The 24581-nt window shown below is 64.1% G+C and carries 22 protein-coding genes; 12 read left to right on the top strand and 10 right to left on the bottom strand.

All coding sequences use genetic code 11. The features are described 5' to 3' along the window. Positions 1-81 precede the first annotated feature (81 nt). Complete coding sequence (locus tag AB7008_RS24070) at positions 82-285, top strand: hypothetical protein (protein ID WP_441259647.1); 204 nt, start codon at positions 82-84, stop codon at positions 283-285. A 33-nt stretch (positions 286-318) separates the two neighbouring features. On the opposite strand, the gene AB7008_RS24065 is transcribed toward AB7008_RS24070, so the two are convergent. Continuing rightward, positions 319-867 carry a CreA family protein gene (locus AB7008_RS24065; RefSeq protein WP_028157500.1) on the bottom strand — a complete coding sequence of 183 codons (549 nt, stop codon included), beginning with the start codon at positions 865-867 and terminating at the stop codon, positions 319-321. A 208-nt stretch (positions 868-1075) separates the two neighbouring features. Between AB7008_RS24065 and AB7008_RS24060 the strand changes: the two genes are divergently transcribed. The 4 genes from AB7008_RS24060 (at position 1076) to AB7008_RS24045 (ending at position 5092) form a co-directional block, all read left to right on the top strand. Then, a complete protein-coding gene (locus AB7008_RS24060) occupies positions 1076-2677 on the top strand; it encodes a L,D-transpeptidase (RefSeq protein WP_441259646.1) in 1602 nt (533 codons plus the stop codon). 110 nt (positions 2678-2787) lie between these two features. Continuing rightward, on the top strand, positions 2788-3354 hold the full coding sequence (locus AB7008_RS24055) for a glutathione peroxidase (protein WP_441259645.1): 567 nt from the start codon (positions 2788-2790) through the stop codon (positions 3352-3354). Between the two features lie 165 nt (positions 3355-3519). Next, positions 3520-4533, top strand: coding sequence for a polysaccharide deacetylase family protein (locus tag AB7008_RS24050; RefSeq protein ID WP_248883097.1), 1014 nt, complete (start codon positions 3520-3522; stop codon positions 4531-4533). 7 nt (positions 4534-4540) lie between these two features. After that, a complete protein-coding gene (locus AB7008_RS24045) occupies positions 4541-5092 on the top strand; it encodes a dihydrofolate reductase (protein ID WP_304494051.1) in 552 nt (183 codons plus the stop codon). Positions 5093-5107: 15 nt separating this feature from the next. Here the strand turns inward: AB7008_RS24045 and AB7008_RS24040 are convergent, their stop codons facing one another. From AB7008_RS24040 to AB7008_RS24030, 3 genes are all read right to left on the bottom strand, one after another. Then, a complete protein-coding gene (locus AB7008_RS24040) occupies positions 5108-5266 on the bottom strand; it encodes a hypothetical protein (protein ID WP_304494050.1) in 159 nt (52 codons plus the stop codon). A 35-nt stretch (positions 5267-5301) separates the two neighbouring features. Next, a complete protein-coding gene (locus tag AB7008_RS24035) occupies positions 5302-5754 on the bottom strand; it encodes a DoxX family protein (protein ID WP_248883095.1) in 453 nt (150 codons plus the stop codon). A gap of 288 nt (positions 5755-6042) precedes the next feature. Next, on the bottom strand, positions 6043-8352 hold the full coding sequence (locus AB7008_RS24030; protein ID WP_028157506.1) for an NADP-dependent malic enzyme: 2310 nt from the start codon (positions 8350-8352) through the stop codon (positions 6043-6045). A 246-nt stretch (positions 8353-8598) separates the two neighbouring features. Here AB7008_RS24030 and AB7008_RS24025 point away from each other — a divergent pair, with 246 nt between their 5' ends. Further along, positions 8599-10569, top strand: a complete 1971-nt coding sequence (locus tag AB7008_RS24025; protein ID WP_304494049.1) for a hypothetical protein — start codon at positions 8599-8601, stop codon at positions 10567-10569. Between the two features lie 167 nt (positions 10570-10736). Here AB7008_RS24025 and aspS read toward each other — a convergent pair whose 3' ends face one another. Continuing rightward, on the bottom strand, positions 10737-12509 hold the full coding sequence (gene aspS / locus AB7008_RS24020; RefSeq protein WP_304494048.1) for an aspartate--tRNA ligase: 1773 nt from the start codon (positions 12507-12509) through the stop codon (positions 10737-10739). Positions 12510-12706: 197 nt separating this feature from the next. Here aspS and AB7008_RS24015 point away from each other — a divergent pair, with 197 nt between their 5' ends. The 5 genes from AB7008_RS24015 (at position 12707) to AB7008_RS23995 (ending at position 18552) form a co-directional block, all read left to right on the top strand. After that, complete coding sequence (locus AB7008_RS24015) at positions 12707-14179, top strand: protein adenylyltransferase SelO (RefSeq protein ID WP_304494047.1); 1473 nt, start codon at positions 12707-12709, stop codon at positions 14177-14179. A 360-nt stretch (positions 14180-14539) separates the two neighbouring features. Then, positions 14540-15391, top strand: coding sequence for a phosphodiesterase (locus AB7008_RS24010; protein WP_304494046.1), 852 nt, complete (start codon positions 14540-14542; stop codon positions 15389-15391). Position 15392: 1 nt separating this feature from the next. Then, a complete protein-coding gene (locus tag AB7008_RS24005) occupies positions 15393-16343 on the top strand; it encodes a carbohydrate ABC transporter permease (protein ID WP_304494045.1) in 951 nt (316 codons plus the stop codon). After that, a complete protein-coding gene (locus AB7008_RS24000) occupies positions 16340-17209 on the top strand; it encodes a carbohydrate ABC transporter permease (protein WP_304494044.1) in 870 nt (289 codons plus the stop codon). Before AB7008_RS24005 ends, AB7008_RS24000 begins: the two co-directional genes overlap by 4 nt. A gap of 11 nt (positions 17210-17220) precedes the next feature. Further along, positions 17221-18552 carry an ABC transporter substrate-binding protein gene (locus AB7008_RS23995; protein WP_304494043.1) on the top strand — a complete coding sequence of 444 codons (1332 nt, stop codon included), beginning with the start codon at positions 17221-17223 and terminating at the stop codon, positions 18550-18552. A 75-nt stretch (positions 18553-18627) separates the two neighbouring features. Here AB7008_RS23995 and AB7008_RS23990 read toward each other — a convergent pair whose 3' ends face one another. The 4 genes from AB7008_RS23990 to AB7008_RS23975 form a co-directional block, all read right to left on the bottom strand. Next, positions 18628-19449 carry an ABC transporter permease gene (locus AB7008_RS23990; protein WP_014495741.1) on the bottom strand — a complete coding sequence of 274 codons (822 nt, stop codon included), beginning with the start codon at positions 19447-19449 and terminating at the stop codon, positions 18628-18630. Between the two features lie 10 nt (positions 19450-19459). Further along, positions 19460-20344 carry an ABC transporter permease gene (locus AB7008_RS23985; protein WP_041957855.1) on the bottom strand — a complete coding sequence of 295 codons (885 nt, stop codon included), beginning with the start codon at positions 20342-20344 and terminating at the stop codon, positions 19460-19462. A 12-nt stretch (positions 20345-20356) separates the two neighbouring features. After that, entirely contained in the window at positions 20357-21421 is a 1065-nt protein-coding gene (locus AB7008_RS23980) for an ABC transporter ATP-binding protein (RefSeq protein WP_304494042.1), read from the bottom strand. 66 nt (positions 21422-21487) lie between these two features. Beyond that, a complete protein-coding gene (locus AB7008_RS23975; protein ID WP_304494041.1) occupies positions 21488-22627 on the bottom strand; it encodes an ABC transporter substrate-binding protein in 1140 nt (379 codons plus the stop codon). On the opposite strand from AB7008_RS23975, the gene AB7008_RS23970 reads away from it, so the two are divergent. Continuing rightward, the gene (locus tag AB7008_RS23970) at positions 22609-23556 is read left to right on the top strand and encodes a FadR/GntR family transcriptional regulator (protein ID WP_304494040.1); all 948 of its coding nucleotides are present in this window, start codon (positions 22609-22611) and stop codon (positions 23554-23556) included. The genes AB7008_RS23975 and AB7008_RS23970 overlap by 19 nt on opposite strands. Before the next feature lie 30 nt (positions 23557-23586). On the opposite strand, the gene AB7008_RS23965 is transcribed toward AB7008_RS23970, so the two are convergent. After that, entirely contained in the window at positions 23587-24576 is a 990-nt protein-coding gene (locus tag AB7008_RS23965) for a zinc-dependent alcohol dehydrogenase family protein (protein WP_304494039.1), read from the bottom strand. Positions 24577-24581: the final 5 nt, after the last annotated feature.

Genomic DNA, 24581 nt, shown 5'->3' with positions numbered 1-24581 from the left:
GGGGTGATTCGACTGCGACCCAAGCCATCGAAACCGAGAAGCCCGGAACCACCGGGGCGCGTTCAGTTGAGGGATGCCATCATGACGGCGCAAGATCGCGCAACGCCGCGCGACGCAGACCTGCGGACGGACCGCGCCGACCGGCAACCCAGCCGCGTCGCTGTAATCGGGGCAATGTCGCTGCAGTCGGGCCGCGGCCACGAGGCCGCACCACAAGCATTCGTGCGGCTGACGGGCTCGCATCTCGCAAGGCCGCGCACCAGCCGCACGCTCGTCACTGAGTGAACGCAACCGCGTCACCGAGTGAACGCCAGCGCGTCACTGAGTGAAGAACTCGCCGCACTTCTGGACGTTTGCGTCAGCCGGTCCCCACGGCATGACCGGTACCGTCGAGGTCGAGTTCTTCGGCGAGCCCTCGATCAACCGGTCCGAATAGACCATGTAGACCAGCACATTGCGCTTGGCGTCACAGCCGCGCACAATTTGCATCTTCTTGAAGAACAGCGAGCGGCGCTGGCGGAACATGTCGTCGCCCTGCTCCATCTTGTTCTTGAACTTGATCGGACCGACCTGGCGGCAGGCCAGCGAGATATCCGAGACCTCCTCGGCAAGACCGAGCCAGCCCTTGAAACCGCCCTTTTCCGGGACCGTAAAATGGCAGGCCACGCCCTCGACTTCAGGGTCGTCGAGACCATAGGTCGCGAGCTTGTCATTCGGGCTCATCCATTTGAACACGGTTGAGCGGCGGAAGATCAGATCCGGCTCGTCGGCGGCGATTGCAGAGCTCGCTGGGACAGCCAGCAACAGGAGGAATAAAGCAAGGCCTTTCAAGCGGATGCCGGAAAGACCGGGGAAACGAGATGACATGAAGTTCTCCGGTAACAAGTCCCGGCAATGTAGGCATGCGACAGCCGGTCAGGAAGACGACCAACGACCGTCACAGCCGGCGTTTACCGCTCCGTGAGGCTTTTTTGCTACGCCATGGACAAAAGTCGCTGGCGGCAGAACTGCCGTGCTAGTGAACGCGTATCCCCTTTGCGAGACTAATTTCTGAGTTGGATTGTGGATTCGAGGAATGAATAGCGTGAACGGGGTCAGTTTTTCAGCCAGGCCGGTCCGGCTGTGGCAGGTCGCCATTTTGACGGCGGCGGGTGCGATTGGCTTGACCAGCCAGGCGGACGCGGCGTTCTATTACTGGAGCGACTACTCCGACGGATCCTACGTCGCCCGGCAGGAGCGCTATCCCGACATTCCCCGGCAGAAGCCTCAGAAGCGCAGTATGGCCGGCAAGAAAGCGGTCGTCGCCGAGAAGGAAGCCGGCACCAAGCCGCAAGGTCCGCTCGTGATCGTCGTGTCGATCGATCGGCAGAAGGTGACGGTCTACGACACCAACGGCGTGTTCGCGGAATCCCCGGTGTCGACAGGCATGAAGGGCCACTCGACGCCGATGGGCGTGTTCAGCGTGATCCAGAAGCACAAATTCCACCAGTCCAACATCTATAGCGGCGCGCCGATGCCGTACATGCAGCGGATCACCTGGTCCGGCATTGCCATGCATGCCGGCGTGCTGCCGGGCTATCCGGCCTCGCACGGTTGCATCCGCATGCCGATGGCGTTCGCGGTGAAGATGTGGAACTGGACCAGAATGGGCGCGCGCGTGATCGTCTCGCCCGGCCAGATGTCGCCGCAGAATTTCTCGCATCCCCTGCTCGCCTCGGTGCGCGTGCCGCCGCAGCCCGCCGTCAGCCTGGAGCCGCAGACCAATGTCGGCGACAAGGCCGACAAGGGCGCCGCAGCAACCAAAGTCAGCGAAGCAAGACCCGTCGAGACGAAGACCGCCAGCGCGGAGAGCGCGCTCGATCTGCGTTCGTCGGTCGGCCATGCCGTGATGTCGGATGTGACCACCGGCAATGCACCGGCGCGCGAGGAAGCAGCCGCTCCAGCCGACAAGGTTGAGGCCAAGTCTGAAAAGAGCGCCGAGGCATCTGACCTGGTCAAGCCGCAGTCGGAAGAAGCCGCCAAGCCGGCAAGCACCGACGCAAAGCCCGTCGAGGCTGCAGAAGCGCCCAAGGCCGAAGCCGCCGAGCCCGCGAAGAAACCCGATGCGCCCGCCGCCGCACCGGCGCTCGCCGCCTCGCCCGACGCCAAGAAGGATGAGACCCGCGTCGCCGATCCTGCGCCTGCCGCGAAGCCGGAGACGCCCAAACGGGCCGGCCAGATCGCGGTGTTCGTCAGCCGCAAGGATTCCAAGCTCTACGTGCGGCAGAACTTTGCGCCACTGTTCGAGGTTCCCGTCACGATCGCTACGAGCGACCGGCCGCTCGGCACCCACGTCTTCACCGCTGAGGTCGACAAGACCAACACCAACGCGTTGCGTTGGTCGGTGGTATCGCTGCCGGTCTCCGCCCGCGCCGCCGCGCGCGAGGATGACAGCCGCGTGACACTCCGCCAGCGTGGCGCCGCCGTGATCCCCGTCGCCGCCAAGCCCGTTACAGCCAAGCCCGTGGTCATGCCGGACAGCCCGGCCGAGGCACTCGACCGTATCTCGATCCCTGCGGACACTATGGCGAAGATCAACGAGATGCTGACATCGGGCGGCTCGATCATCGTCTCCGACCAGGGCATCAACCAGGGCGAGACCGGCGAAGGCACCGACTTCATCGTCCGCCTGTACTAGAGCGCTTTCGAGCGAAGTGGCGCCTTGCCGCGTCCGATAACGCGGTGTTGACCAAGCGCGTCGCGCCGACGCAGTAAGGTGCGTCCCGGATCACGTCGGGGGACGTTGCCATGCTGAACCGCAGGACCATGCTCGCCGCGCTTGTCGCGACGACCGCGTCTGCTGGACGCAGCCGTGCCGATGGCGGCATGAGCCGGATTTCGGCCTATGCCTTCTCTTTCCCTGCATTATCAGGCGACGACATCCGTCTTGCCGCGTTCACGGGCAAGCCGCTGCTGGTCGTCAACACCGCTTCGCTCTGCGGCTACACTCCGCAATACGCCGGCCTGCAGGAAATCTGGAGCGAGTTTCGCGAGCGCGGGCTCACCGTGATCGGTGTGCCCTCCAACGATTTCGGCGGCCAGGAGCCCGGCGGCACCAGCGAGATCACGGAGACCGCGCACCACCAATACGGCGTTACCTTCCCGATCGCGGCCAAGGCCGTGGTGGTCGGCGCCAAAGCGCATCCGTTCTACAGATGGGCGGCCGAAGCGCGTCCACGCGACATTCCGCGCTGGAACTTCCACAAATACCTGATCGGGCGGGACGGCTACATTGCCGAGGTGTATCCGTCTGCGGTCGATCCGACGGACACGCGAGTCAAGACGGCGATTGCGAAGGCGCTGGCCGACAGCTGACACCCGCAGCCCCAATCCGGTTGGGCACAATTGTGGCGGGGTGCCAAACAGCCGTTGCAATGACGAGGGCCCACCATCTAGGCTAGGACGATCAAGGGGCAGGATGGTTTTGCCAGAGGCGAAAAGCTGCGGCGGAACAACGGGATCAATCTCGAGGACAACACCATGCGTGTGGCGGCAGGACTGATTTTGGCAAGCGCGATGTCGGTTGCGATGGCAGGCGCAGCGTGGTCGCAGACCCCGGCCGCAAAGCCCGCAGCCGCCACCCAGGCGGCACCGGCTGCAGCCCCCGCCGCAGCACCGGCGCCCGCTCCCGCGGCGACAGCCGCTGCGCCGACGCAAGCGGCCTTCCCGCCCCCGCCGAAACAGGCGCCCCAGCCCGCCCGCGCGGCCTGCAACACGCCCGGCGCGCTCGGGGTCGCCCGCACCGTCGAGATCGACACCACGGGTGGTCCGGGCTTCGGCTTCGAGCATTTCAAGGAGCTCGACTTCCTGCGCGACAAGGAGGTCGTGCTGACCTTCGACGACGGCCCCTGGCCGAAGAACACGCCCGCCGTGTTGAAGGCGCTCGCCGACGAATGCACCACCGGCATCTTCTTCTCGATCGGCAAGCACGCGACCTATGAGCCGGAGATCCTGAAGCAGGTCTATGCGGCCGGCCACACCGTCGGTGCCCACACCTGGTCGCACGCCAACCTCAACAACAAGAAGCTCACGGAAGCGCAGCGCAAGGAAGAAATCGAGAAGGGATTCTCGGCGGTGAAGTGGGCGCTCGGCGGCATCTCGCCCTCGCCGTTCTTCCGCTTCCCGGCGCTGCAGCACCCGCCGGAGATGGTCACCTATCTCGGCAACCGCAACGTCGCGATCTTCTCCTGCGACATCGACTCCTTCGACTTCAAGGCGTCGAAGCCCGAGAAGGTGATCGAGACCGTCATGAAGAAGCTCGACAGCAAGGGCAAGGGCATCATCCTGATGCACGACTTCCAGAAGCACACGGCGGAAGCCCTGCCTGAGCTGCTCAAGCGCCTGAAGGCCGGCGGCTACAAGGTGGTGGCGATGCGCGCCAAATTCCCGGCCTCGACGCTGCCGGAATACGACCAGGAGCTGCTCAAGGACGTCAAGCTGCCGACGGTGAGCACGCGCCCGGTCAACAGCGTCGTGACGACGGTCTCGGAATAGACCGCAATTGTCTTTCCGGTTTGAAGGTTACGTCATCATATCGGCGGACGGCATGCTTGCCGATCCGTCGCACATCATGCCCCCAACGCTGGTGTTCGAAGGCGACAAGCGGTTCTTCGAGCAGGCGCTGGATCGTGCCGCGATCATCGTGCACGGCGGGCACTCGCACGAGCAGCAGCCGAATTCGCCGAAGCGCAAGCGGCTGATCCTCACCCGCAAGATCAAGGCGCTCACCGTCGACCCGGAAATGCCGAACGCGACGCTGTGGAATCCCGAGCATACGAGCTTCGAGGAGGCCTGCGCTTTCGCCGATGTCGCCTCCGGCACGGTCGCAATCATCGGCGGCCCCGTCGTGTTCGACATGTTCATGGACCGCTACGACACGTTCTGGCTGTCGGAAGCCCCGCATGTGCGGCTGCCCGGCGGCGAAGGCTGTTTCGTCGGCGTGCCGGAGCAGACGCCGCATGAGGTGCTGGCGTCACACGGGATGAAACCGGGGGCACCGTACCTGCTCGACGCGGCGCATCACGTCACGGTGACGCCGTGGCGTCGGGTCTAGCGCAGGCGATCTGCGCTACGGCGTCGGAAGGTGATAAGCCAGCACACCACGTAGCGTGTGCACCGTGCCGCCCGCGCTCAGACTGGCCATGAAATCAGACGCCAGATCATCTCGCGCCGCGAGATGCGTGACGCGATATTCGGCTGGAACCATAATCTGTGAATGATGGTTCATGCACGCGTCGCAAACAGGCGAGCCATCAACTTGCTTTACACGTCCCCGTAGGCCGTCTCGGCCGAGCGCGTAGCGCGGCCATAGCCCATGATCATGAACAGCGCGCCGATGATCGAGAGATTCTTCAGCGCATCGACCACCATCTTGGCGTTGTCGGGCGCGGCCTGATTCCAGAAATCGGAGAACAGGACGGTCGAGCCCGCGATGTAGATGATCATGAGCAATGCGAAAAAGCGCGCGCCGAAGTTCAGCGCAATCATCAGGCCTGCAATGATCTCGAGCCCGCCGACCGCGATCGCCAGCAGTTGCGGCGTGGTCATGGCGGTCGCCGTCTCGATCTGCTTGGCGTAAGGCTCGATGACATCAGGCACCACCACCTTGGTGGCGATGAAATCGGCCGTCGCCTGGAGGGCAAAGAGCTTGGTCGCGCCCGTGTAGATGAACAGCACGGCGAACAGGATTCGCCCGAAAGTCACGAACGCTGGCATGATCGGCCTCTTGGCTCAGGCTTTTTGAAAAAGGCGTCTTGACGAGAGTACCGGGCGATTATGAAGAGTCGTGCGCCGGTTTACAAACGGGGAAATGGCGAACTGCGAGCAATTCAAAGTTGGCGGCAAGATGGCGCTCCCTAGCGGAATCGAACCGGGAGCGGCGACCACAACGCTCTCGGCGTCATGGCCGGGCTTGACCGGCCATCCACGACTTACCTCGCCGCACAAAGAACGTGGATGCCCGGGACAAGCCCGGGCATGACGAGTTCGCGGAAGGATCGATCCCTACGTAAACAGCGTCGGCTGCTGCCGTGCAGCGCGCTCCTGCGCTTCCACAACCGCAACTGCCGTCATGTTGAGGATGCCTCGCGCCGTCACCGAGGGCGTGAGGATATGGGCGGGGCGCGCCGGGCCGATCAGGATCGGGCCGACGGGGAGCGCATCCGCCAGCGACTTGATCATCTGATAGGCGACGTTGGCGGTGTCGAGGCTCGGCATGATCATGATGTTGGCCTCGCCCTCGAGCTTGGAGTGCGGCAGCACCATTTTCCGCGCAGCAGCTGAAAGCGCGGTGTCGCCCTGCATCTCGCCGTCGGCCTCGATCTCCGGGTGCTTCTCCTTCAACAGCTGGGTCGCCCGGCGCATCTTGCGCGAGGACTCGGTGTCGTAGCTGCCGAAATCCGAGTGCGAGACGAAGGCGATCTTCGGCTTGATGTTGAAGCGCTGGACGTGGACCGCCGCCAGTGAGGCGATCTCGGCGAGCTCCTCGGCGCTCGGATTGGGCCGAACCTGCGTGTCGGCGATGAAGAAGGCGCCCTTGCTGGTGATCAGCAGCGCCAGCGCCGCATAGTCGATGATCCCCGCGGAGAAGCCGATGATCTCGCGGACATGGCGGAGGTGGTGCATGTAGCGGCCTTCGACGCCGCAGAGCATGGCATCCGCCTCCCCGCGCGTGACCGCGAGCGCGGCGATCACAGTGTTGTTGGTGCGCACCACCGTGCGCGCCGCATCCGGCGTCACGCCGCGGCGGCCGGCGACCTCGACATAGGATTGGACATAGGAGCGATAGCGCGGATCGTCCTCGGGATTGACGAGGTCGAAATCCTTGCCTGCCTTGATCGACAGGCCGAAGCGCTTGATGCGCGCCTCGACGACCGACGGACGCCCGACCAGGATCGGCGTCGCCAGCTTCTCCTCCAGCACCACTTGCGTGGCGCGCAGCACGCGCTCGTCCTCGCCTTCGGCGTAGATCACGCGCACCGGCTGGGTCTTGGCCTTGGCGAACATCGGCTTCATGACGAGGCCGGAGCGGAAGGCAAAGCGCTCGAGCAGCGCGGTGTATTCGTCAAAATTGGTGATGGGGCGCGTCGCGACGCCCGACTCCATTGCCGCCTTGGCGACAGCGGGCGCGATGCGCAGAATCAACCTGGGGTCAAAGGGGCTCGGGATCAGCGAGCCCGGGCCAAAGCCCTGCGTTTCGCCGGTGTCAAAGCCCTGCGCCACTGCATCCGACGGCGCCTCGCGCGCGAGCTGCGCGATGGCCTCGACGGCGGCGTGCTTCATCTCCTCGTTGATGGCGCTGGCGCCGACGTCGAGCGCGCCGCGGAAGATGAAGGGGAAGCAGAGGACGTTGTTGACCTGGTTCGGATAGTCGGAGCGGCCGGTGCAGATCATGGCGTCGGGGCGCACCTTCCGCGCCTCCTCCGGCATGATCTCCGGGGTCGGATTGGCGAGCGCCATGATCAGGGGCTTGTCGCCCATCGCCTTGGCCATCTCCGGCTTGAGCACGCCGGGTGCCGAGAGACCGATGAAGATGTCGGCGCCGCCGATGACGTCGCCCAGCGTGCGCTTGTCGGTCTTCTGCGCGTAGACCGCCTTCCAGCGGTCCATCGTGGTGTTGCGGCCCTCATGCACGAGGCCGTCGATGTCGCAGACCCAGATGTTCTTGCGCTGCGCGCCCATCGACACCAGGAGGTTGAGCGTCGCGATCGCGGCGGCCCCTGCCCCCGACGCCACGATCTTGACGTCGGACAGCTTCTTGCCGTTCAGCCTGAGGCCATTGGTGATGGCGGCGGCGACGATGATGGCGGTACCGTGCTGATCGTCATGGAAGACCGGGATCTTCATGCGCTCCTTCAGCTGCGCCTCGATCTCGAAGCATTCCGGTCCGCGGATGTCCTCGAGATTGATGCCGCCGAAAGTCGGCTCGAGCGCGGCCACAGTCTCGACCACGCGCTCGATGGTGTCGGCGGCGATCTCGATGTCGAACACGTCGATACCGGCGAACTTCTTGAACAGGACCGCCTTGCCCTCCATCACCGGCTTCGAGGCCAGCGGGCCGATATTGCCAAGGCCGAGCACCGCGGTGCCGTTCGAGACCACCGCGACCAGATTGGCGCGGGTGGTGAGCGTGGCGGCCTCCGCCGGGTTCTTGGCGATCTCGGTGCAGGCGGCGGCAACGCCCGGAGAATAGGCAAGCGCGAGGTCGCGCTGGTTGGCGAGCGGCTTGCTCGCCTGGATCTCGAGCTTTCCGGGGCGCGGCAGACGGTGATAGGCCAGCGCCGCTTGGTGGAGATCATCAGAATAAGACGACATGCGGTGTCTCGCCTCGCGTTACCGGCTTCAAAATGCCTCATCCCGAGCCGCCGCCCAAGCGGACGGTATTTCCGGGTCATGGAAACGGGATGAAGCACGGCGGGCGCCCCGGTGGCAACATCCGATTGCGGCCCCATCAACAGGGCGCATGGTCAAATATCTGATAGCGTTAGCTTTCCCTAGACCGCGCGGCATTTCCCGAATATGGCAGGTTGCGCAGTGCAAAACGGGCAACTGGAGCTGGGAATGAAGCGGATCCTGATCGGCCTGATCGTGGCAGCCGTGCTTGCCGCGGGCGGATGGTTCGGCTTCGACCTCTACGTCCAGCACCGGGCCACTAGCGAGGTCGAGGCGGCCTTCGAGCAGATGCGCTCAGGCGGCGGCAAGGCGAGCCACGGCAAGATCACGTTCGAGCTCACGACCCGGACACTGACGATCGAGAACATCAATGTCGAGCCCGCCCAGCCGGAGCTGGCCAACGTCAAGATCGCAAAGGTCACAGCCGTCGGTGTACGACAGCCAGATCAAGCCCATTTCGCGGCCGACGGCATTGAGGTGTCGGGGGTCGAGGTCGCCTTCCTCTACACCGAGCGGACGAAGCTGAAAGCGAACTACAAGATCCCGCAGATCACTGCTCGCGACTTTTTCGGTCCTACCCGTGCGGCCAGCGCTCAGCTGTCGGGCTCGATCATCGACATGTACCGCTTCATGCTCGCGCAATACGCAACTGTCTCGGCGTCCTCGATCGTGGCGCCGGCCATCACGGTCAATGTTGATGCGGGCACCGGCAATCCCGGCAGCGGAGACTTCGTCTATTCCGGTCTTGCGGTCCAGAACGTCAATCGCGGCAAGATCGAAACGGCGAAGACGGACCGTATCACCTTCTCGCTCGACGTGGCCCAGCCAGGCAAGCCTTCGAAAATGACCGGCGAGCTGTCCGGTCTGGCCGCCTACGATTTCGACGCGAGCGCGGTGATGGCCGCGCTCGATCCGCAAGGGTCGAGCGACGACGGTTTCCACAAGATCTATCGACGCATCTCGGCCAATTCATACACGGTGACAATGGCTCCGGGCGTGCGCGTGCAATTCGACAATTTCGCCATCGACGACATTGCGATCCGGCCCTCGAAATTCCGCTTGGCCGAAATCATGGCGTTAATGCCTGCTGACGGTTCGATCCCGACGCCGGCGCAGTCGCGTGACATGATCGAGAAGGTAGCCGACTTCTTCGAGGGCTTTCAGATCGGCAAGGCCGAAATCGGCAAACAAACGGTCGAGACGCCGCAAGGGACGGGAAAGCTGAACGCCGTCAAATACGATCAAGACAAAATATCGCTGGAAGGCCTCGATCTGCCGATGCCGCAGGGGCAGCTCAAGATGGAGCGCTTCGCGCTGAAATCCTTCAGCGCGGCCAATCTGATGCGCTGGGCGGCAAGCCTCCGCCCCCCCGGGCAGCCCCCCTCACCCGATCAAATGCTGGGCCTGTTCCGAGTGCTCGAAGGTGCCGAGATCAAAGGCGTGGTCTCGCCCTACAAGAACACGCGGCAACTCATCACCATCGACACGATCAGCCTCAACTGGGGCCAGCTGGTCGGATCGATCCCGAGCAAGGCCAATCTGGTCGTGAAGATGGTCACGCCCACCGATCCCACCAATCCGACGCAGCGGCCGCTGATCATGGGGGGCGTGGACAAGCTCGCGATCGACCTCGATCTCGGTGCCGCCTGGACGGAGTCGTCGGGCGCCTTCGTGCTTGCGCCGGCCACGATCGATCTCGGCAATCTCGCCAAGGCACAGGCCCGATTCTCACTCGCCAATGTGCCGCGCGGCCTGTTCACCACGACCGACCCGATGGAAGCTATGAGTGAGATGGCGCAGGTCGAGACCGGCGCGATCGAGCTCTCCCTGCGCGACAGCGGCGTCGTCGATCTGATCGTGGCGCAGTTCTCGCGCATGCAGAATGTCAGCCGCGACGCCGCCCGCAGCGCCATCGCCGAGATGATCCGGGCGCAGGGCGAGAAGGTCACCGCCGCCAATCTCGATGCCAAAGCGGCGGTCGATGCGCTCGCCGGCTTCGTCGAGACCTCAGGTCAGACGCTCACCATCAAGCTCACGCCGCTCGGCAAGGTGCCGGTGCTTCAGCTCATGGACGCGCTGAGCAGCGAGCCGATCGTCGCGCTGGCGCAGTTCAGGATCGAGGCGTCGACGGGGCTGTAGCTAGAGACAGTCTCGTGTCCCGGACGCGCTGCAGCGTGTAACGCTGCTGCGCAGATCCGGGACCCAGAAAGGCCGCGGTTCACCGAGACATGGGCCCCGGCTCTGCAGCGCACCGCTGAAGTCGCGCTGCGCTGCGTCCGGGGCACGAGACCGAAAACCGCCGCAGCTCACTTCTGCGGCAGGTTCACCCGCACGTGCAGCTCGCGGAGCTGCTTGGTGCTGGGTTCGGACGGCGCGCCCATCAGCAGATCCATGGCCTGCTGGTTCATCGGGAACAGCGAGATCTCGCGCAGATTGTTGGTGCCGCACAGAAGCATCACGATGCGGTCGACGCCCGCGGCCATGCCGCCATGCGGCGGCGCGCCGTACTGGAAGGCGCGGTACATGCCGCCGAAGCGGTCGACCACTTCCTGCTCGCCATAGCCCGCGATCTCGAACGCCTTCACCATCGCTTCCGGCACGTGGTTGCGGATGCCGCCCGAGGCGATCTCGTAGCCGTTGCAGGTGATGTCGTACTGGAACGCCTTGATGGTCAGCGGGTCCTGGCCCTTCAGCGCGTCGAGACCGCCCTGCGGCATCGAGAACGGGTTGTGCGAGAAGTCGACCTTCTTGTCGTCCTCGTTGTACTCGTACATCGGGAAGTCGACGATCCAGGCGAGCTCGAACCGCTCCTTGTCGGTGAGGTTCAATTCCTCGCCGACCTTGTTGCGGGCAAGACCTGAGAATTTCCAGAACTTGTCGGGGTCTCCGGCGACGAAGAAGGCGGCATCGCCTTCCTTGGTGCCGATCTGCGCGCGGATCGCAGCGGTGCGCTCAGGCCCGATGTTGTTGGCAAGCGGACCGGCACCCTCGCCGCCCTCGCGCCACATGATGTAGCCGAGGCCGGGCTGGCCCTCACCCTGCGCCCACGAGTTCATGCGGTCGCAGAAGGCGCGGCTGCCGCCGCCCGGTGCCGGAATCGCCCAGACCTGGTTCTTGGGATCTTCGAGCATGCGCGCGAACACCTTGAAGCCGGAGCCGCGGAAATGCTCGGAGACGTCCTGCATCTCGATCGGGTTGCGCAGGTCCGGCTTGTCGCTGCCGTATTTGCGCAGCGCTTCGGCGAACGGGATGCGCCGCCAGTTCTTGCTCACCGGCTTGCCCTTGGCGAACTCCTCGAACACGCCGGTGATCACAGGTTCCATCGCCGCGAAGACGTCTTCCTGCGTGACGAAGCTCATCTCGACGTCGAGCTGGTAGAACTCGCCCGGCAAACGGTCGGCGCGCGGGTCCTCGTCGCGGAAGCACGGCGCGATCTGGAAGTAGCGGTCGAAGCCCGACATCATCAGCAGCTGCTTGTACTGCTGCGGCGCCTGCGGCAGTGCATAGAACTTGCCGGGATGGATGCGCGACGGCACCAGGAAGTCGCGCGCGCCTTCCGGCGAGGACGCGGTCAGGATCGGGGTGTTGAACTCGAAGAAGCCCTGCCCCTCCATGCGCCGGCGCATCGACTTGATGATGTCGACGCGCGTCATGATGTTCTGGTGCAGCTTCTCGCGACGCAAATCGAGGAAGCGGTACTTCAGGCGGATGTCTTCAGGATAGTCCTGATCGCCGAACACCGGCAGCGGCAGGTCGCCGGCCGGACCGAGCACCTCGATCTCGCTGACATAGATCTCGATCTTGCCGGTCGGCAGATCGTCATTGTCGGTCCCCTCGGGGCGGCGGCGGACCTTGCCGTCCATCTTGACCACGAATTCCGAGCGGAGCTTTTCGGCCAGCGCGAACGCCGGCGAGTCCGGATCGACCACGCACTGGGTCAGGCCGTAATGGTCGCGCAGGTCGATGAACAGCACGCCGCCATGGTCGCGAACGCGATGGACCCAGCCCGAGAGGCGAACTGTTTCGCCGATGTTGCTCTCGCGGAGCGCGCCGCATGTATGTGACCGGTAGCGATGCATGGTCGTCCCAAAATCAATGTCGGAGGGGTCGAATCGGACGGCCTGAAACGACCGGTCCGAAGTTGCGGCAGGGTTTACCCGACGAGGCCGGAGGCGGCAACCAAGGGAACGGGCTGTTTTGGGGCCGAAGCGCCCATTTTTGGCCGATTGGGCCTCAAGCCTTTGCCATCAGGCGTTCCCCGCCTATCTTTACCTCCATGACCGTCCATTTCCCCTTCCAGAACTCGTATTCGGCGCTGCCGGACAGCTTCTTTGCCCGGGTCGCGCCGACCCCTGTGGCCGCCCCCCGGCTGATCAAGCTGAACCGCCCGCTGGCGGTCCAGCTCGGGCTCGACCCGGATCTGCTGGAGACCCCCGAGGGGGCCGAAATCCTGGCCGGGAAAACGGTTCCCGCCGGCGCCGATCCAATCGCCATGGCCTATGCCGGCCACCAGTTCGGGCAATTCGTGCCCCAGCTCGGCGACGGCCGGGCGATCCTGCTCGGCGAGGTTATCGACAGAGACGGCGTCCGCCGCGACATCCAGCTCAAGGGCTCGGGTCCAACCCCATTCTCCCGCCGCGGCGACGGCCGCGCCGCGCTCGGGCCCGTGCTGCGCGAATACATCGTCAGCGAAGCCATGTTCGCGCTCGGCATCCCGACCACGCGGTCGCTCGCCGCGGTCATCACCGGCGAGCACGTCATGCGCGAGACCGTGCTGCCCGGCGCGGTGCTGACCCGGGTCGCCGCGAGCCACATCCGCGTCGGCACCTTCCAGTTCTTCGCCGTCCGCCGCGACACCGGCGCGATCCGCCGGCTCGCCGACCACGTCATCGCCCGCCACTATCCGGACCTGCTCCATGCCGAGCGCCCCTATCACGCGCTGCTCGCCGGCGTCGTCGCGCGCCAGGCCGATCTCATCGCGCGCTGGCTGCTGGTCGGCTTCATCCACGGCGTGATGAACACCGACAACAGCTCCATCTCCGGCGAGACCATCGATTACGGCCCCTGCGCCTTCATGGACGCCTACAACCCCGCGCAGGTGTTTTCGTCGATCGACGAGATGGGCCGCTACGCCTATGCCAACCAGCCACGCATCGCGCTGTGGAATCTGACCCGGCTCGCCGAATGTCTGCTGCCGCTATTCTCCGACGACCAGGAAAAGGCAGTCGCCGAAGCCCAGGACATTCTCGGCGCGTTCGCCGAGACCTTCAGCAACGCCTATCAAGCAGGTCTGCGCAAGAAGGTCGGCCTGTTCACGGAACGCGACGGCGACGAGGCGCTGATCCAGGACCTGCTGGACGCCATGGCGAAGAACCAGGCCGACTTCACCCTCACCTTCCGCAAGCTCGGGGACGCCGCACGTGATGACGGCGCCGATGTGCGCGCGCAGTTCATGGAGCCCGCAGCCTTCGACGAGTGGGCCGGGCGCTGGCGCGAACGCATCGCCCTGGAGCCGCAGACCGCGGCCGAGCGGCAGGCCGCCATGCACGCCGTCAACCCGATCTTCATCCCGCGCAACCATCGCGTCGAGGCCGTGATCCAGGCCGCCGTCAACAACGACGATTACGCGCCGTTCGAGGAGCTGGTGAAGGTGCTGGCCAGGCCGTTCGAGGAGCAGCCGGACTATGCTGCCTATGCCGATCCGCCGCTGCCGAATCAGCGGGTGTTGCAGACGTTCTGCGGGACGTAGCTCGGTGCGTAGGGTGGATTAGCCGAAGGCGTAATCCACCCTACGCAGCTTCTTACTTCGTCGCCTTCCTGACGCCGCCGAACGACGCCGCGTCGAACTTCTGCGGATCGACGGGATCGTAGCGGGACCACTCCCATGAGCGAACCACGACCGCATCTTCGCGGCAAGGTAGATCGTAACTTGCGCCTCAATCGTGGGAGGTCATTCGGCCCCAGGGTACGCTCGCCCGGTCGCCCAAGCATGTCCACACCTTCCACGCGCCGTAGGAACCGCTGTCATCAAACTGAAACACTGGCGCTCTAACGGCCTGTCAGGGACGTCCTGCCGGAGGCGCCCATCCTCCAACAGTCCTGACGCGCCATGCCCTTCAAATTCATCCACATCACCGACACGCATCTCGCGAACCCCGGACTGAAGCTCTATGGCCTCGATCCGCGCGCCCGGCTGGACGCGGCGGTTGCCGACATCAACAAGCACCAGTCCGATGCTGCCTTCGCGGTCGTGACCGGCGACCTCACCCATTGGGGCGAGCCTGAATCCTATGCCAATTTCGCCGAGGCGATGGCCGCGCTGAATATCCCGTACATTGCCATGGTCGGCAATCACGACAAGCGCGTGGCCTGCCTCGACGGCCTGAAGGCCGCGCCGCGCGACCCGAACGGCTTCGTGCAGGGCACGCGCACCACCGAGCACGGCCTGTTCGTGTTCCTGGACACGCTGGACGAGACCAGCCACGCCGGCGAGATGTGCGCCAAGCGCCTCGACTGGCTCGCAAGCACGCTGGCGGCCGCGCCCGCCGACATGCCGTTCGTCGTCTTCATGCATCATCCACCCTTCCCGGTCGGCGTCCACGCGATGGACGAGATCGCGCTGAAGCAGAGCGCGGAGTTCGCCGAAGTGATCGCGCCCTACCGCTCGCGCATCCGCCATCTCTTCTTCGGCCATGTGCACCGGCCGATCTTCGGCAGCTACGGCAAGATCCCGTTCTCGACGCTCCGCGGCACCAACCACCAGGTCTGGTTCGAGCTTGACGCTGCCGCGACCGACCATCTCGCCAGTCATGAGCCGCCGGCCTATGGCGTGGTGCTGATCGACGGCGAGAACCTAGTCGTGCACAGCCACGACTTCCTCGACACAAGTCTGCGCTTTCCATTCGCCGCACCGACGGGAATGACCGACCGCGACTATGCGCTCAACTTCCCGGCGCGATGAGATGAGTCTCGCTGAACCCGCGGCTCTCCCGGTCGCGACTTCGGCGGCACCGCGTCTGCACGTCCTGAAGCGGTTTCTTGGCCGATTCAAAGCCTCGCTGCCCGCCTATCTGCTGCTGTTGCCCTCGCTGGTCTTCCTCGCGCTGTTTACCTACGGCGCGATGGGGCGCGTGCTCATCGACGCGCTCTACCAGCGCGCCACGCCGAAGGCGCCGGTCCGCTTCGTCGGCCTCGACAATGTCAGTGCGGTGCTTGCCGATCCCGCCTTCACCGGCGCGGTCGTCAACAATCTCCTCTACGCCATCGGCACGGCGATCCCGAGCATCGGACTTGCACTGCTGTTCGCGCTGGCGCTGTCGCGCACCAATGCGGTGAGCAGCGCGCTGCGCGCGGCGCTGTTCCTGCCGGTGCTGATCCCGATGGTCGCGGCCTCCGCGCTGTTCCTGTTCATCTTCCTGCCCAATGTCGGCCTGCTCGACTATTACATCGGACGCCTGCTTCCGGTGGTGCCGAACTGGCTCGGCGACCCCGACATCGCGCTCTATGCGATCATGGTGATCACCATCTGGAAGAACGCCGGCTACTACATGCTGTTCTTCCTCGCCGGCCTCCAGGCTGTGCCCGAGGATGTCATGGAAGCCGCGCATCTCGATGGCGCCGGCCCGTTCATGCGGCTGCGCTACATCATCCTGCCGGAGCTCAAGCCCACCTTCCTGTTCGTCATCGTCATCGCCACGCTCAACGCCGTCACGCAGGTCGACCACGTCTTCGTCATGACCAAGGGCGGGCCGTCCAACTCGACCAATCTCGTGCTGTTCTACATCTACCAGCAGGCGGTCGAGCATTACGACATCGGCAAGGCCTCGGCGGCGACGCTGCTGACGCTTGCGGCGCTGATGGGCCTCACCGCGCTCTCCTTCCGGACGATGGCAAGCCGCGAGGGCGGGCCATGACGCTGATCGACCGCCTGCTCAAGGATGCCCCACTCGCCACCCGCCGCGAGATCACGCCCAAGCTCGGCTTCGTGTTGACGATCCTGCTCGCCATCGTCTGGCTGATCCCGTTCCTGTGGATGGGCGTGGCGACGCTGCGCCCGGCGTCCGACGGCATCAACCTGATGGCCGAGCTGATCCCGAGCCTCAAGCCCACGCTCGACAATGTCAGGGATGCCTGGGAGATCGGCGATTTCCCGCGCTACACCCTCAATACCACGATCATCTGCACCGGCATCCTGATGGTGCAGTTCGTCACGATTACGCTGGCGGGCTTTGCCTTTGCCCGGCTCGAATTCGCCGGCAAGACGCTGATCTTCTACCTGTTCCTGATGCAGCTGATGCTGGTGCCGGTGCTGCTGATCGTGCCGAATTTGAGCCTGGTGGCGCAGCTCGGGCTCTACGACACGCTCGCAGGCGTGATGATGCCGTTCTTCGCCTCGGCCTTCGGCACCTTCCTGATGCGGCAGGCTTTCGAAGCCATTCCGACCGAGCTGGAAGACGCCGCCCTGATCGACGGCGCCAGCCTTCTCCAGCGCATCCGCCACATCTACGTGCCGTTGTCGATGCCGAGCTTCTCGGCTTTCGCCATCATCTCCGTCACCAGCCACTGGAACGACTTCCTGTGGCCGCTGATGGTGATCAATTCGCCGGACAAGCGGCCGCTCACCGTCGGTCTGTCCGTCTTCACCGCGACGGCCGAAGGCACGCAGGCCTGGGGCACGATTGCCGCCGGCACGCTGATGGTGATCGCACCGCTGCTCATCACCTTCCTGATCTTCCAGAAGCGCTTCATCAGTTCTTTCGTCACCTCAGGCATCAAATAGGAGATTTTTCGATGCTGTTTACCCGCAGGCTCATGCTTGGCCTCGCCATGGCAGGCTCTATGGCCGGCGCCCTCGCCGTCCCGGCGATGGCCGAAGGTCCGACCGAGATCGACCTGTTCTTCCCCGTTCCCGTCGACGGCAAGCTCGCCCGCGACATGGGCACCTTGATCAAGGAGTTCAACGAGACCCATCCCGCCATCAAGGCCACCGCCGTCTATACCGGCTCCTATGACGACACGCTGATCAAGACGCGCGCGTCGATCAAGGCCGGCAAGCCGCCGGCCGCCGTGATCATGTCGGCGAACTTCCTGCTCGACATGCAGATCGAGAACGAGCTCACCAATCTCGATCCCCTGATCGCCGCCGACGGCACCACCAAGGACCAGTTCCTCGGCCAATTCTTCCCGGCGCTGCAGGGCAACGCGGTGATCAACCGCTCGGTCTACGGCGTGCCCTTCCACAATTCGACGCCGCTGCTCTACATCAATGCCGACAAGGCCAAGGAAGCCGGCCTCGATCCGAGCAAGCCGCCGCAGACCTGGGCCGAGCTCACCGACTGGGCCAAGAAGCTCACCAAGCGCGAAGGCGACAAGGTGACCCAATGGGGCATCGCGATCCCCTGCGCCTATGACTATTGCGGCTGGATGATGGAAACGCTCACCATGACCAATGGCGGGCGCTACTACAATGAGGAGTTCGGCGGCGAGGTCTATTACGACACGCCCTCGATGCTCGGCGCGCTGACCTGGTGGAACGACCTCGTCTACAAGCACAAGGTTCATGCGCCCGGCGCGACACCGGGACCTGCTGTCAGCACCTCCTTCATCTCCGGCAATGCCGCGATGATGATGCTCTCGACGGGCTCGCTGACCTATGTGCGCGACAACGCTAAGTTCAACTATAAGGTCGCATTCATCCCGCGCAACGTCCGCAACGCCGTGCCGATCGGCGGCGCCTCGCTGATCGTTCCGGCCGGCCTCGAAGCCGACAAGCAGAAGGCCGCCTGGACCCTGATCAAGTGGATGACCTCGCCCGAGAAGAGCGCCTGGTGGAGCCGCGCCACCGGCTATTTCGCGCCGAACATGGCGGCCTACAAGACGCCTGACATGGTCGACTTCCTCAACAAGAACCCGGACGCCAAGACCGCTGTCGAGCAGCTCGACGTCGCCAAGCCGTGGTTTGCGACCTACAAGACCGTCCCAGTCCGCAAGAACCTCGAGGACGAGGTGATGCTGGTCCTCAACGGCAAGAAGCAGCCGAAGGAGGCGCTGGTCGCCGCCCAGAAGGCCGCCGACGAGACGCTGAAGCCGTACAACGCGGAGACGTCGCTGAAGCTGCCGTAAGGCCGACGATCAGCCAAACAAGCTCGGCGCTCCACGGTGTGGGGCGCCGAAATCATTTCAGGGGCCGTGATCGCATCAGTTGCGTCGGCCATCGAGCCTGAACACCATCTGCGTCGGACGCACGAACCGCAATGCGACCAGCAGCACGGCCATGACGGTACACATGTAGATGACAGCCATCGCATCGATCGAATAGACCGGCCGCACACCGCCAGCGAAGACGTTGTAATACAGCGCCACGACCAGGGTCTGAGATCCCCCGCCCGCGAGCAGAAACGCCAGCTCGAAGTTCGAGATCGTATTCACGAGTACCAGCAGGCCCGCTGTCAAAATGCCGGGCAGCATCAGCGGCAACAGGATGCGGCGGAATATCTGCAGCCGGCTCGCGCCGAGCATCTGCGCCGACCATTCAAGGTTCAAGCTGATCTGCTCGAAGAACGGTAACAGGATGAAGACCGCAAGAGGAACCATGGGGACGAGCACGGCGAGAATGACGCCAATGACCGTGCCGCCGACACCAAACCCATAAAGCGTCGTGGCAAGCGGAATGCCGTAGGTCATCTGAGGGATCAGCAGCGGCAGGAAGTAGAGCAGCAGCAGCACCGGCTTGGCGTTGAAATTCCGCCGCGCCAGCACGTAGGCCGCCGGAAATCCGATCGCGAGCGCGATGAAGACCACGGCCAGCGCGATGAACAGCGTGATGAAGAGAACATGGGAGAGCTCGAACTCCCGCCAGGCGTAGGTAAACCAATCCGTCGTGAACGCCGGCGGCAACGGCTTGCCGAACCAGCGTTTGGCGAACGAGCTGACCACGACATGCGTCACGATTCCGAGCAGGTTCAGGATGAACCCCAGCAGGAACAGGTAGATCGCCAATTTCCACATCCGTCCGCGCATCTGCTTCCCCTCAGCGTTTGCCGACGCCCATGGTTGTTGCAATCGTCATACGACGCCGCACCAGCACGATGACCACCAGCGCCACGAGCTGGCAGAGCCCCATGATGACCGCGATCGCGGACGCGTAGGACATGTCATATTGCTCGAAGGCCTGCTGGTAGGCCGCGATCGAGATCGTCCGCGTCGAACCGGCCGGCTGGCCAACCATCACCGCGGATGGAAACACGGCAAAGCTCATCACGAAGACGAGGGCAAACGCGATGATCAGGCCCGGTGCGATCAAAGGGAACATGACGCGCCGGAAGATGGTCCAGGGCCCGGCGCCCAGCATGCGGGCGGAGCTTTCCAGGCTCGGGTCGATACCGGAGATGTAACCGAGCAACATCAGGAAGCAGAACGGAAAGTTCTGCATGAACAGCGAGAAGATGACGCCGATCGAATTATGCGTCAGCTCGAGCGGGTTCTGGATCAATCCGACCGCAAGCAGCAACTGGTTGAGCCAGCCATTGTGGCCATAGAAGCCGAGGATCCCTTCCGAAAGGAAGACGACACCGAGCGAGATCGGAAGCACGAGAATGGTCGTGATGGTGCGCTCGAACCAGATGCCACGCCGCATGCCGTATGCGAGGAACAGCGCAACCAGCACGACCGCGATCGTGGTCGGCAACGCCAACATGAAGGTCGTCTTGATCGTGTTGTACTGGTAGGCGTCGTTGAAGAACGCGACATAGTTCGAGAACATTCCGACGTCGCGCTTCTTCGGCTGCAAGCTGATGTAGATCCCGTAGAGGAACGGGTAGACGAACATCGCGAGCACGTAGAGCAGCGACGGCGTAAGACAGAGGATCGCGACGAGGTCCAGTTCGCTGCGGGAATCAGAGCGGATGCGAGCCACGATCTGTCCCCCTCACTCGCGACGCAGCAGGACGAATTTGTCCGCCGGCAAGGTCAGATCCAGCATCTCGCCCAATACGATCTTCTCGTGCGAGCGGACCCAGAGCCTTGCGCCGCCATCGAGCGCGATCTCGGCCTCCTGCTCGCGTCCGAGATATTCGACCAGCTCGACCTTGCCGCGCAGCACATTGACGCCATCACCAGACTGGCCGAGACGCACATCTTCCGGCCGGACAGCCAGAACGGCGTGCTCGCCCGGGTGGAAGCTATCCCTGGCCCTGGCCTGCAAGATTTGCCCCTTGAAGCCGGCTTCGATCATACCGCCCGCTTCCTTGCCGAGTGTCACATCGAGGAAGTTTCGAAAGCCCATAAAATCCGCCACGAAGACGTTCTTGGGACGGTCGTGGATTTCCTGCGGCGTCCCGACCTGCATGAGCACGCCTTCACGCAGCACGACGATGCGGTCGGAGAGCGAGAGAGCTTCGGCCTGGTCGTGGGTGACGTAGATCGAGGTCAGGCCAAGCCGCGTATGCAGCTGCTTGATCTCGGCGCGCATCTCGACGCGGAGCTTTGCGTCGAGGTTGGACAACGGCTCGTCGAACAGCATCAACCGAGGATGCAGCACAAGAGCCCGCGCAATGGCGACACGCTGCTGCTGTCCGCCCGAGAGCTGACCGGGATAGCGGTCTTCATAGCCCGCAAGACGAACCAGACCCAGCATTTCCCGGACGCGCTTGTCGATCTCCTCCGACGAGCGCTTCTGTAGCGAGAGGCCGAACGCGACATTGCCGAACACTGTCAGGTGCGGAAACAGCGCGTAGTTCTGGAACACCATGCCGAAACCGCGCTTCTCGGGCGGCACGTCATCGATCCGTCGTCCGTTGAGGTGGATCTCGCCGTCGCTCGGCGGCACCAGGCCCGCGATGATGCCGAGCGCCGTGGACTTTCCGCAGCCGCTCGGCCCGAGGAAGGTGACAAACTCGCGGCCGCCGACCTCCAGCGGAAATTGGTCGAGCACCACCTTGCCGCCATAACGCTTGGTGATCGACATCTGCAGCTTATCGATAGAGTCGGCCATTCCCCGCCCCGCATACGCGCGCGAGGGCCGCACCTGCGCGCCCTCGCGTCTTGGTCCCGGTTGTTGTTATTTCTTGACCTGATCGGCGCCGACCTCACGGTCCCACCGTTCCATCGCGTAGCTCAGCTCGGTCACGCCCAGCGGAGGCGACACTTTCCATTTGGTCCCGATCTGATCATATTCAGGACGCCAGAACTCCTTCACCTCGTCCTGGATGTCCTTGGGCGCCGACGCCAGGGCTGCGGCCTTCACGACCGGCCCGATGAAGGCCTTCCAGGTGAGCGCCTGCTGCTCCGGCTTCCACATGAACTTCATGAGGTCGACGATGACATCGACCTGTTCCTGCGGAACGCCCTTCGGGATGCACCAATAGTGACCGTCCACCACGAAGGTGGTGTTCTCCAAGATTGCGATCTTCGAGTCCGGCGGGATCACGCTCTGCGCGCGCGGCTTCATGTCCCATTCCATGATCCCGGCGATCATCCAGCGCTGCCCCTGCGCGAACTCCTTCAACGTGATCGCGGTACCGGTCGGATAATATTCAACGGACTTGCCGAGTTCTTTCAGGAAATTCCAGCTCTTGTCCCAGCCCTTTTCGGGGTCGAGCGGCTTTGAATCCCCGAGAATGAAGGCAAAGCCCTGGAGGATTGCGCGGCCCGGCCCGCTGTTCGCGGGACGCGCATACATGAACTTGCCCGGGTTCGCCTTCACCCAGGTCAGCAATTCCTGCGCGGTCTTCGGCGGGCTCGGCACCTTCGCCGGATTGTAGATCAGCACCGGTCCACCGGCATTGCCGACTGACGGAATGAGGACGCCCTTGCCCTCGTCGTAAAGCGCCTTGCCTGCGTCCGTGAGACCATCGCGCGGAAAGGTCTTCTGATAATCGGGGATGGCGATGAGCTGGCCGTTCTGGGCCAGCAGCGCGCCGCCATCCTGACCGGTCAGCACCAGATTGATATCGAGGCGTCCGGCATCCTGCTGCGCCTTGATCTTGGCCGGAAGCTCCGGCGCGGGTGCGCGCTGGATCTTGATCTCGCTGACCTTGTCCGGATTCGCCTTCTTGTAGTTCTCGATGATGGTCTGCACCGAGGCCAGGTCACCGCCGGTATCGATGATCGAAAGACTGATCGGAGCGGCCAGGGCTCCGCTGCAAAGACACACCCCCACCAGGGCCGCGACCATTGGGGTTGCTGACCTCGTTTTCATTCTCGCCTCCCAAGCGCTTTATTTTTTGCGCAACTTGTTATTTATTTGTAAGGCAAGCATCGACGAAATCTTCGCTGGTTGTCAAGCGGTCTGTTCTGCAGCTGTTTCGAACTGCCGGCCGCAGCGCCTCGTGCACGAACCGAAATGTCAAAAACTTGTTTGGAAGCCGAACGCAAAACCGGGCGGAGCCGGACTTGAAAAAGCCTGCGATGAAATCCGCGGAGTTGCCGCTCTCGTCCTCAACGGGACGATTGAGCGACCGGATTTACGACCACGTGCTGGGTCAGATCGCGATCGGCATCCTTCCCGTCAATTGCCGGCTGCCGCCCGAGAATGGCCTTGCCGAACTCCTCGGCGTTTCACGGCCCGTCGTTCGCGAGGCGCTGACGCGATTGCGCGACGACGGCCTGATCGCATCACGCCAGGGTGCGGGCTGGTTCGTGACGCGGCGCCCGGCCGCCAATGCCTTCGACTTCGCGCCCATCAGCAGCATCCCCGACATCCAGCGCTGCTTCGTGTTCCGGATGGCCGTCGAGGGCGATGCGGCCGCCCTCGCCGCACGCAACCGGGACAGGCAAAGCCTGCGCCGCATTCAGCAGGTCCTGACCAGGCTGGATACGATGGTCGCCCAGGGGCGCGAGGGTGGCCTCGGTGTCGAGGAAGATCTCCACTTCCACCGCACGATTGCGGAGGCGAGCGGCAACCGGTTCTTTGTCGAGACGCTGACGTCGTTGAGGGAGCAGATCGCCGTTGGCGTCAATCTCAACCGCAACCTGTCGCTCATTCAGCCGCGCGGTCGCATTCTCAGGGGGCAGCAGGAGCATCGCCGCGTGTTCGAGGCCATCGAGGCACAAGACGAGGACGGCGCCCGCCGCGCCATGCGCACGCATGTCGAAAATGCCCGCAAGAGAATATTCGAGGGGGGCTGATCGCCGCGACGTGAGCCACGCGCCGCGCGGTTAGATCGTCACCACGATCTTGCCGAACTGATTGTTCGACTCCAGGAAGCGATGCGCCTCGACGATCTCCTCGAACGGGAACGTTCTGGCGATCACCGGCTTCAAGCTGCCGTCCGACAGCCCGTCGAGGATGAACGCCTTTGCTTTCGCAAGGCGCGCGGGATCGCCGATGATCTCGTGCACAAGGTAGCCGCGCAGCGTCAGGCACTTGGTCAACACGTTGAAGAGCGGGAACGGCGTCGGCGCGGGGCTCAGCCCGCCATACTCGATCAGGATACCGCCCGGTGACATCGCCGCAGTCAGCGGCTCGAATGCGGGACCGCCGACCGCGTCAAACACCACGCGGACGCCGCTCGCACCGGCGATCTCCGCGAGCCGCGCTTCGATATCCTCCTCCTGCGAGGCGATCACGTGCGCGGCGCCGGCCTCGCGCAAGGCGCGCTGCTTGGCCGAGGTCCGCGTCAGGGCGACCGGGACCGCGCCGATCCGGTTCGCGATCTGGATGGCCGCAAGCCCGACGCTGCTCGATGCCGCCGTGATGGCGACGACGTCCCCTCGCCCAAGTCCGGCGATGTCGACCAGCGCGCCGTAGGCCGTCAGATACTGCATCCACACCGCGGCCGCCGCCTCGAAGCCAAGCTCGGGCGGATGCTTCACGACGAGCTCGGCCGGAAACGTCGCGAGTTCGGCATAGGCCGGCCATCGCACCATCGACAGCGGCGGCACGATGCTGACCGCATCGCCCGAAGCAAAGCCGGCCACGCCTTCGCCGACGGCCTCGACGATACCTGCCGCCTCTAAGCCAAGGCCGGACGGAAATGTCGCGGTCTCGATATAGCTGCCCGTCCGCAGCAGCGCCTCCGCGCGGTTGAGACCGAGCGCCCTGACCCGGATCTGAACCTCGCCCGTTGCCGGCGGTGGAACGTCGATGGTCTCGATACGCAGCACTTCGGGACCGCCATGCCGGTGGAAGCGAACGACGCGGATCATGGATA

Source organism: Bradyrhizobium sp. 521_C7_N1_3 (assembly GCF_052075975.1).
Lineage (GTDB): Bacteria > Pseudomonadota > Alphaproteobacteria > Rhizobiales > Xanthobacteraceae > Bradyrhizobium > Bradyrhizobium japonicum.
This window is presented reverse-complemented; position numbering and strand designations above follow the sequence as displayed.

Coding starts and splice junctions, on each gene's coding strand:
- AB7008_RS24070 (WP_441259647.1), top strand. CDS start 82: ATGACGGCGCAAGATCGCGCAACGCCGCGCGACGCAGACCTGCGGACG.
- AB7008_RS24065 (WP_028157500.1), bottom strand. CDS start 867: ATGTCATCTCGTTTCCCCGGTCTTTCCGGCATCCGCTTGAAAGGCCTT.
- AB7008_RS24060 (WP_441259646.1), top strand. CDS start 1,076: ATGAATAGCGTGAACGGGGTCAGTTTTTCAGCCAGGCCGGTCCGGCTG.
- AB7008_RS24055 (WP_441259645.1), top strand. CDS start 2,788: ATGCTGAACCGCAGGACCATGCTCGCCGCGCTTGTCGCGACGACCGCG.
- AB7008_RS24050 (WP_248883097.1), top strand. CDS start 3,520: ATGCGTGTGGCGGCAGGACTGATTTTGGCAAGCGCGATGTCGGTTGCG.
- AB7008_RS24040 (WP_304494050.1), bottom strand. CDS start 5,266: ATGAACCATCATTCACAGATTATGGTTCCAGCCGAATATCGCGTCACG.
- AB7008_RS24035 (WP_248883095.1), bottom strand. CDS start 5,754: ATGCCAGCGTTCGTGACTTTCGGGCGAATCCTGTTCGCCGTGCTGTTC.
- AB7008_RS24030 (WP_028157506.1), bottom strand. CDS start 8,352: ATGTCGTCTTATTCTGATGATCTCCACCAAGCGGCGCTGGCCTATCAC.
- AB7008_RS24025 (WP_304494049.1), top strand. CDS start 8,599: ATGAAGCGGATCCTGATCGGCCTGATCGTGGCAGCCGTGCTTGCCGCG.
- aspS (WP_304494048.1), bottom strand. CDS start 12,509: ATGCATCGCTACCGGTCACATACATGCGGCGCGCTCCGCGAGAGCAAC.
- AB7008_RS24015 (WP_304494047.1), top strand. CDS start 12,707: ATGACCGTCCATTTCCCCTTCCAGAACTCGTATTCGGCGCTGCCGGAC.
- AB7008_RS24010 (WP_304494046.1), top strand. CDS start 14,540: ATGCCCTTCAAATTCATCCACATCACCGACACGCATCTCGCGAACCCC.
- AB7008_RS24005 (WP_304494045.1), top strand. CDS start 15,393: ATGAGTCTCGCTGAACCCGCGGCTCTCCCGGTCGCGACTTCGGCGGCA.
- AB7008_RS24000 (WP_304494044.1), top strand. CDS start 16,340: ATGACGCTGATCGACCGCCTGCTCAAGGATGCCCCACTCGCCACCCGC.
- AB7008_RS23995 (WP_304494043.1), top strand. CDS start 17,221: ATGCTGTTTACCCGCAGGCTCATGCTTGGCCTCGCCATGGCAGGCTCT.
- AB7008_RS23990 (WP_014495741.1), bottom strand. CDS start 19,449: ATGCGCGGACGGATGTGGAAATTGGCGATCTACCTGTTCCTGCTGGGG.
- AB7008_RS23980 (WP_304494042.1), bottom strand. CDS start 21,421: ATGGCCGACTCTATCGATAAGCTGCAGATGTCGATCACCAAGCGTTAT.
- AB7008_RS23975 (WP_304494041.1), bottom strand. CDS start 22,627: ATGAAAACGAGGTCAGCAACCCCAATGGTCGCGGCCCTGGTGGGGGTG.
- AB7008_RS23965 (WP_304494039.1), bottom strand. CDS start 24,576: ATGATCCGCGTCGTTCGCTTCCACCGGCATGGCGGTCCCGAAGTGCTG.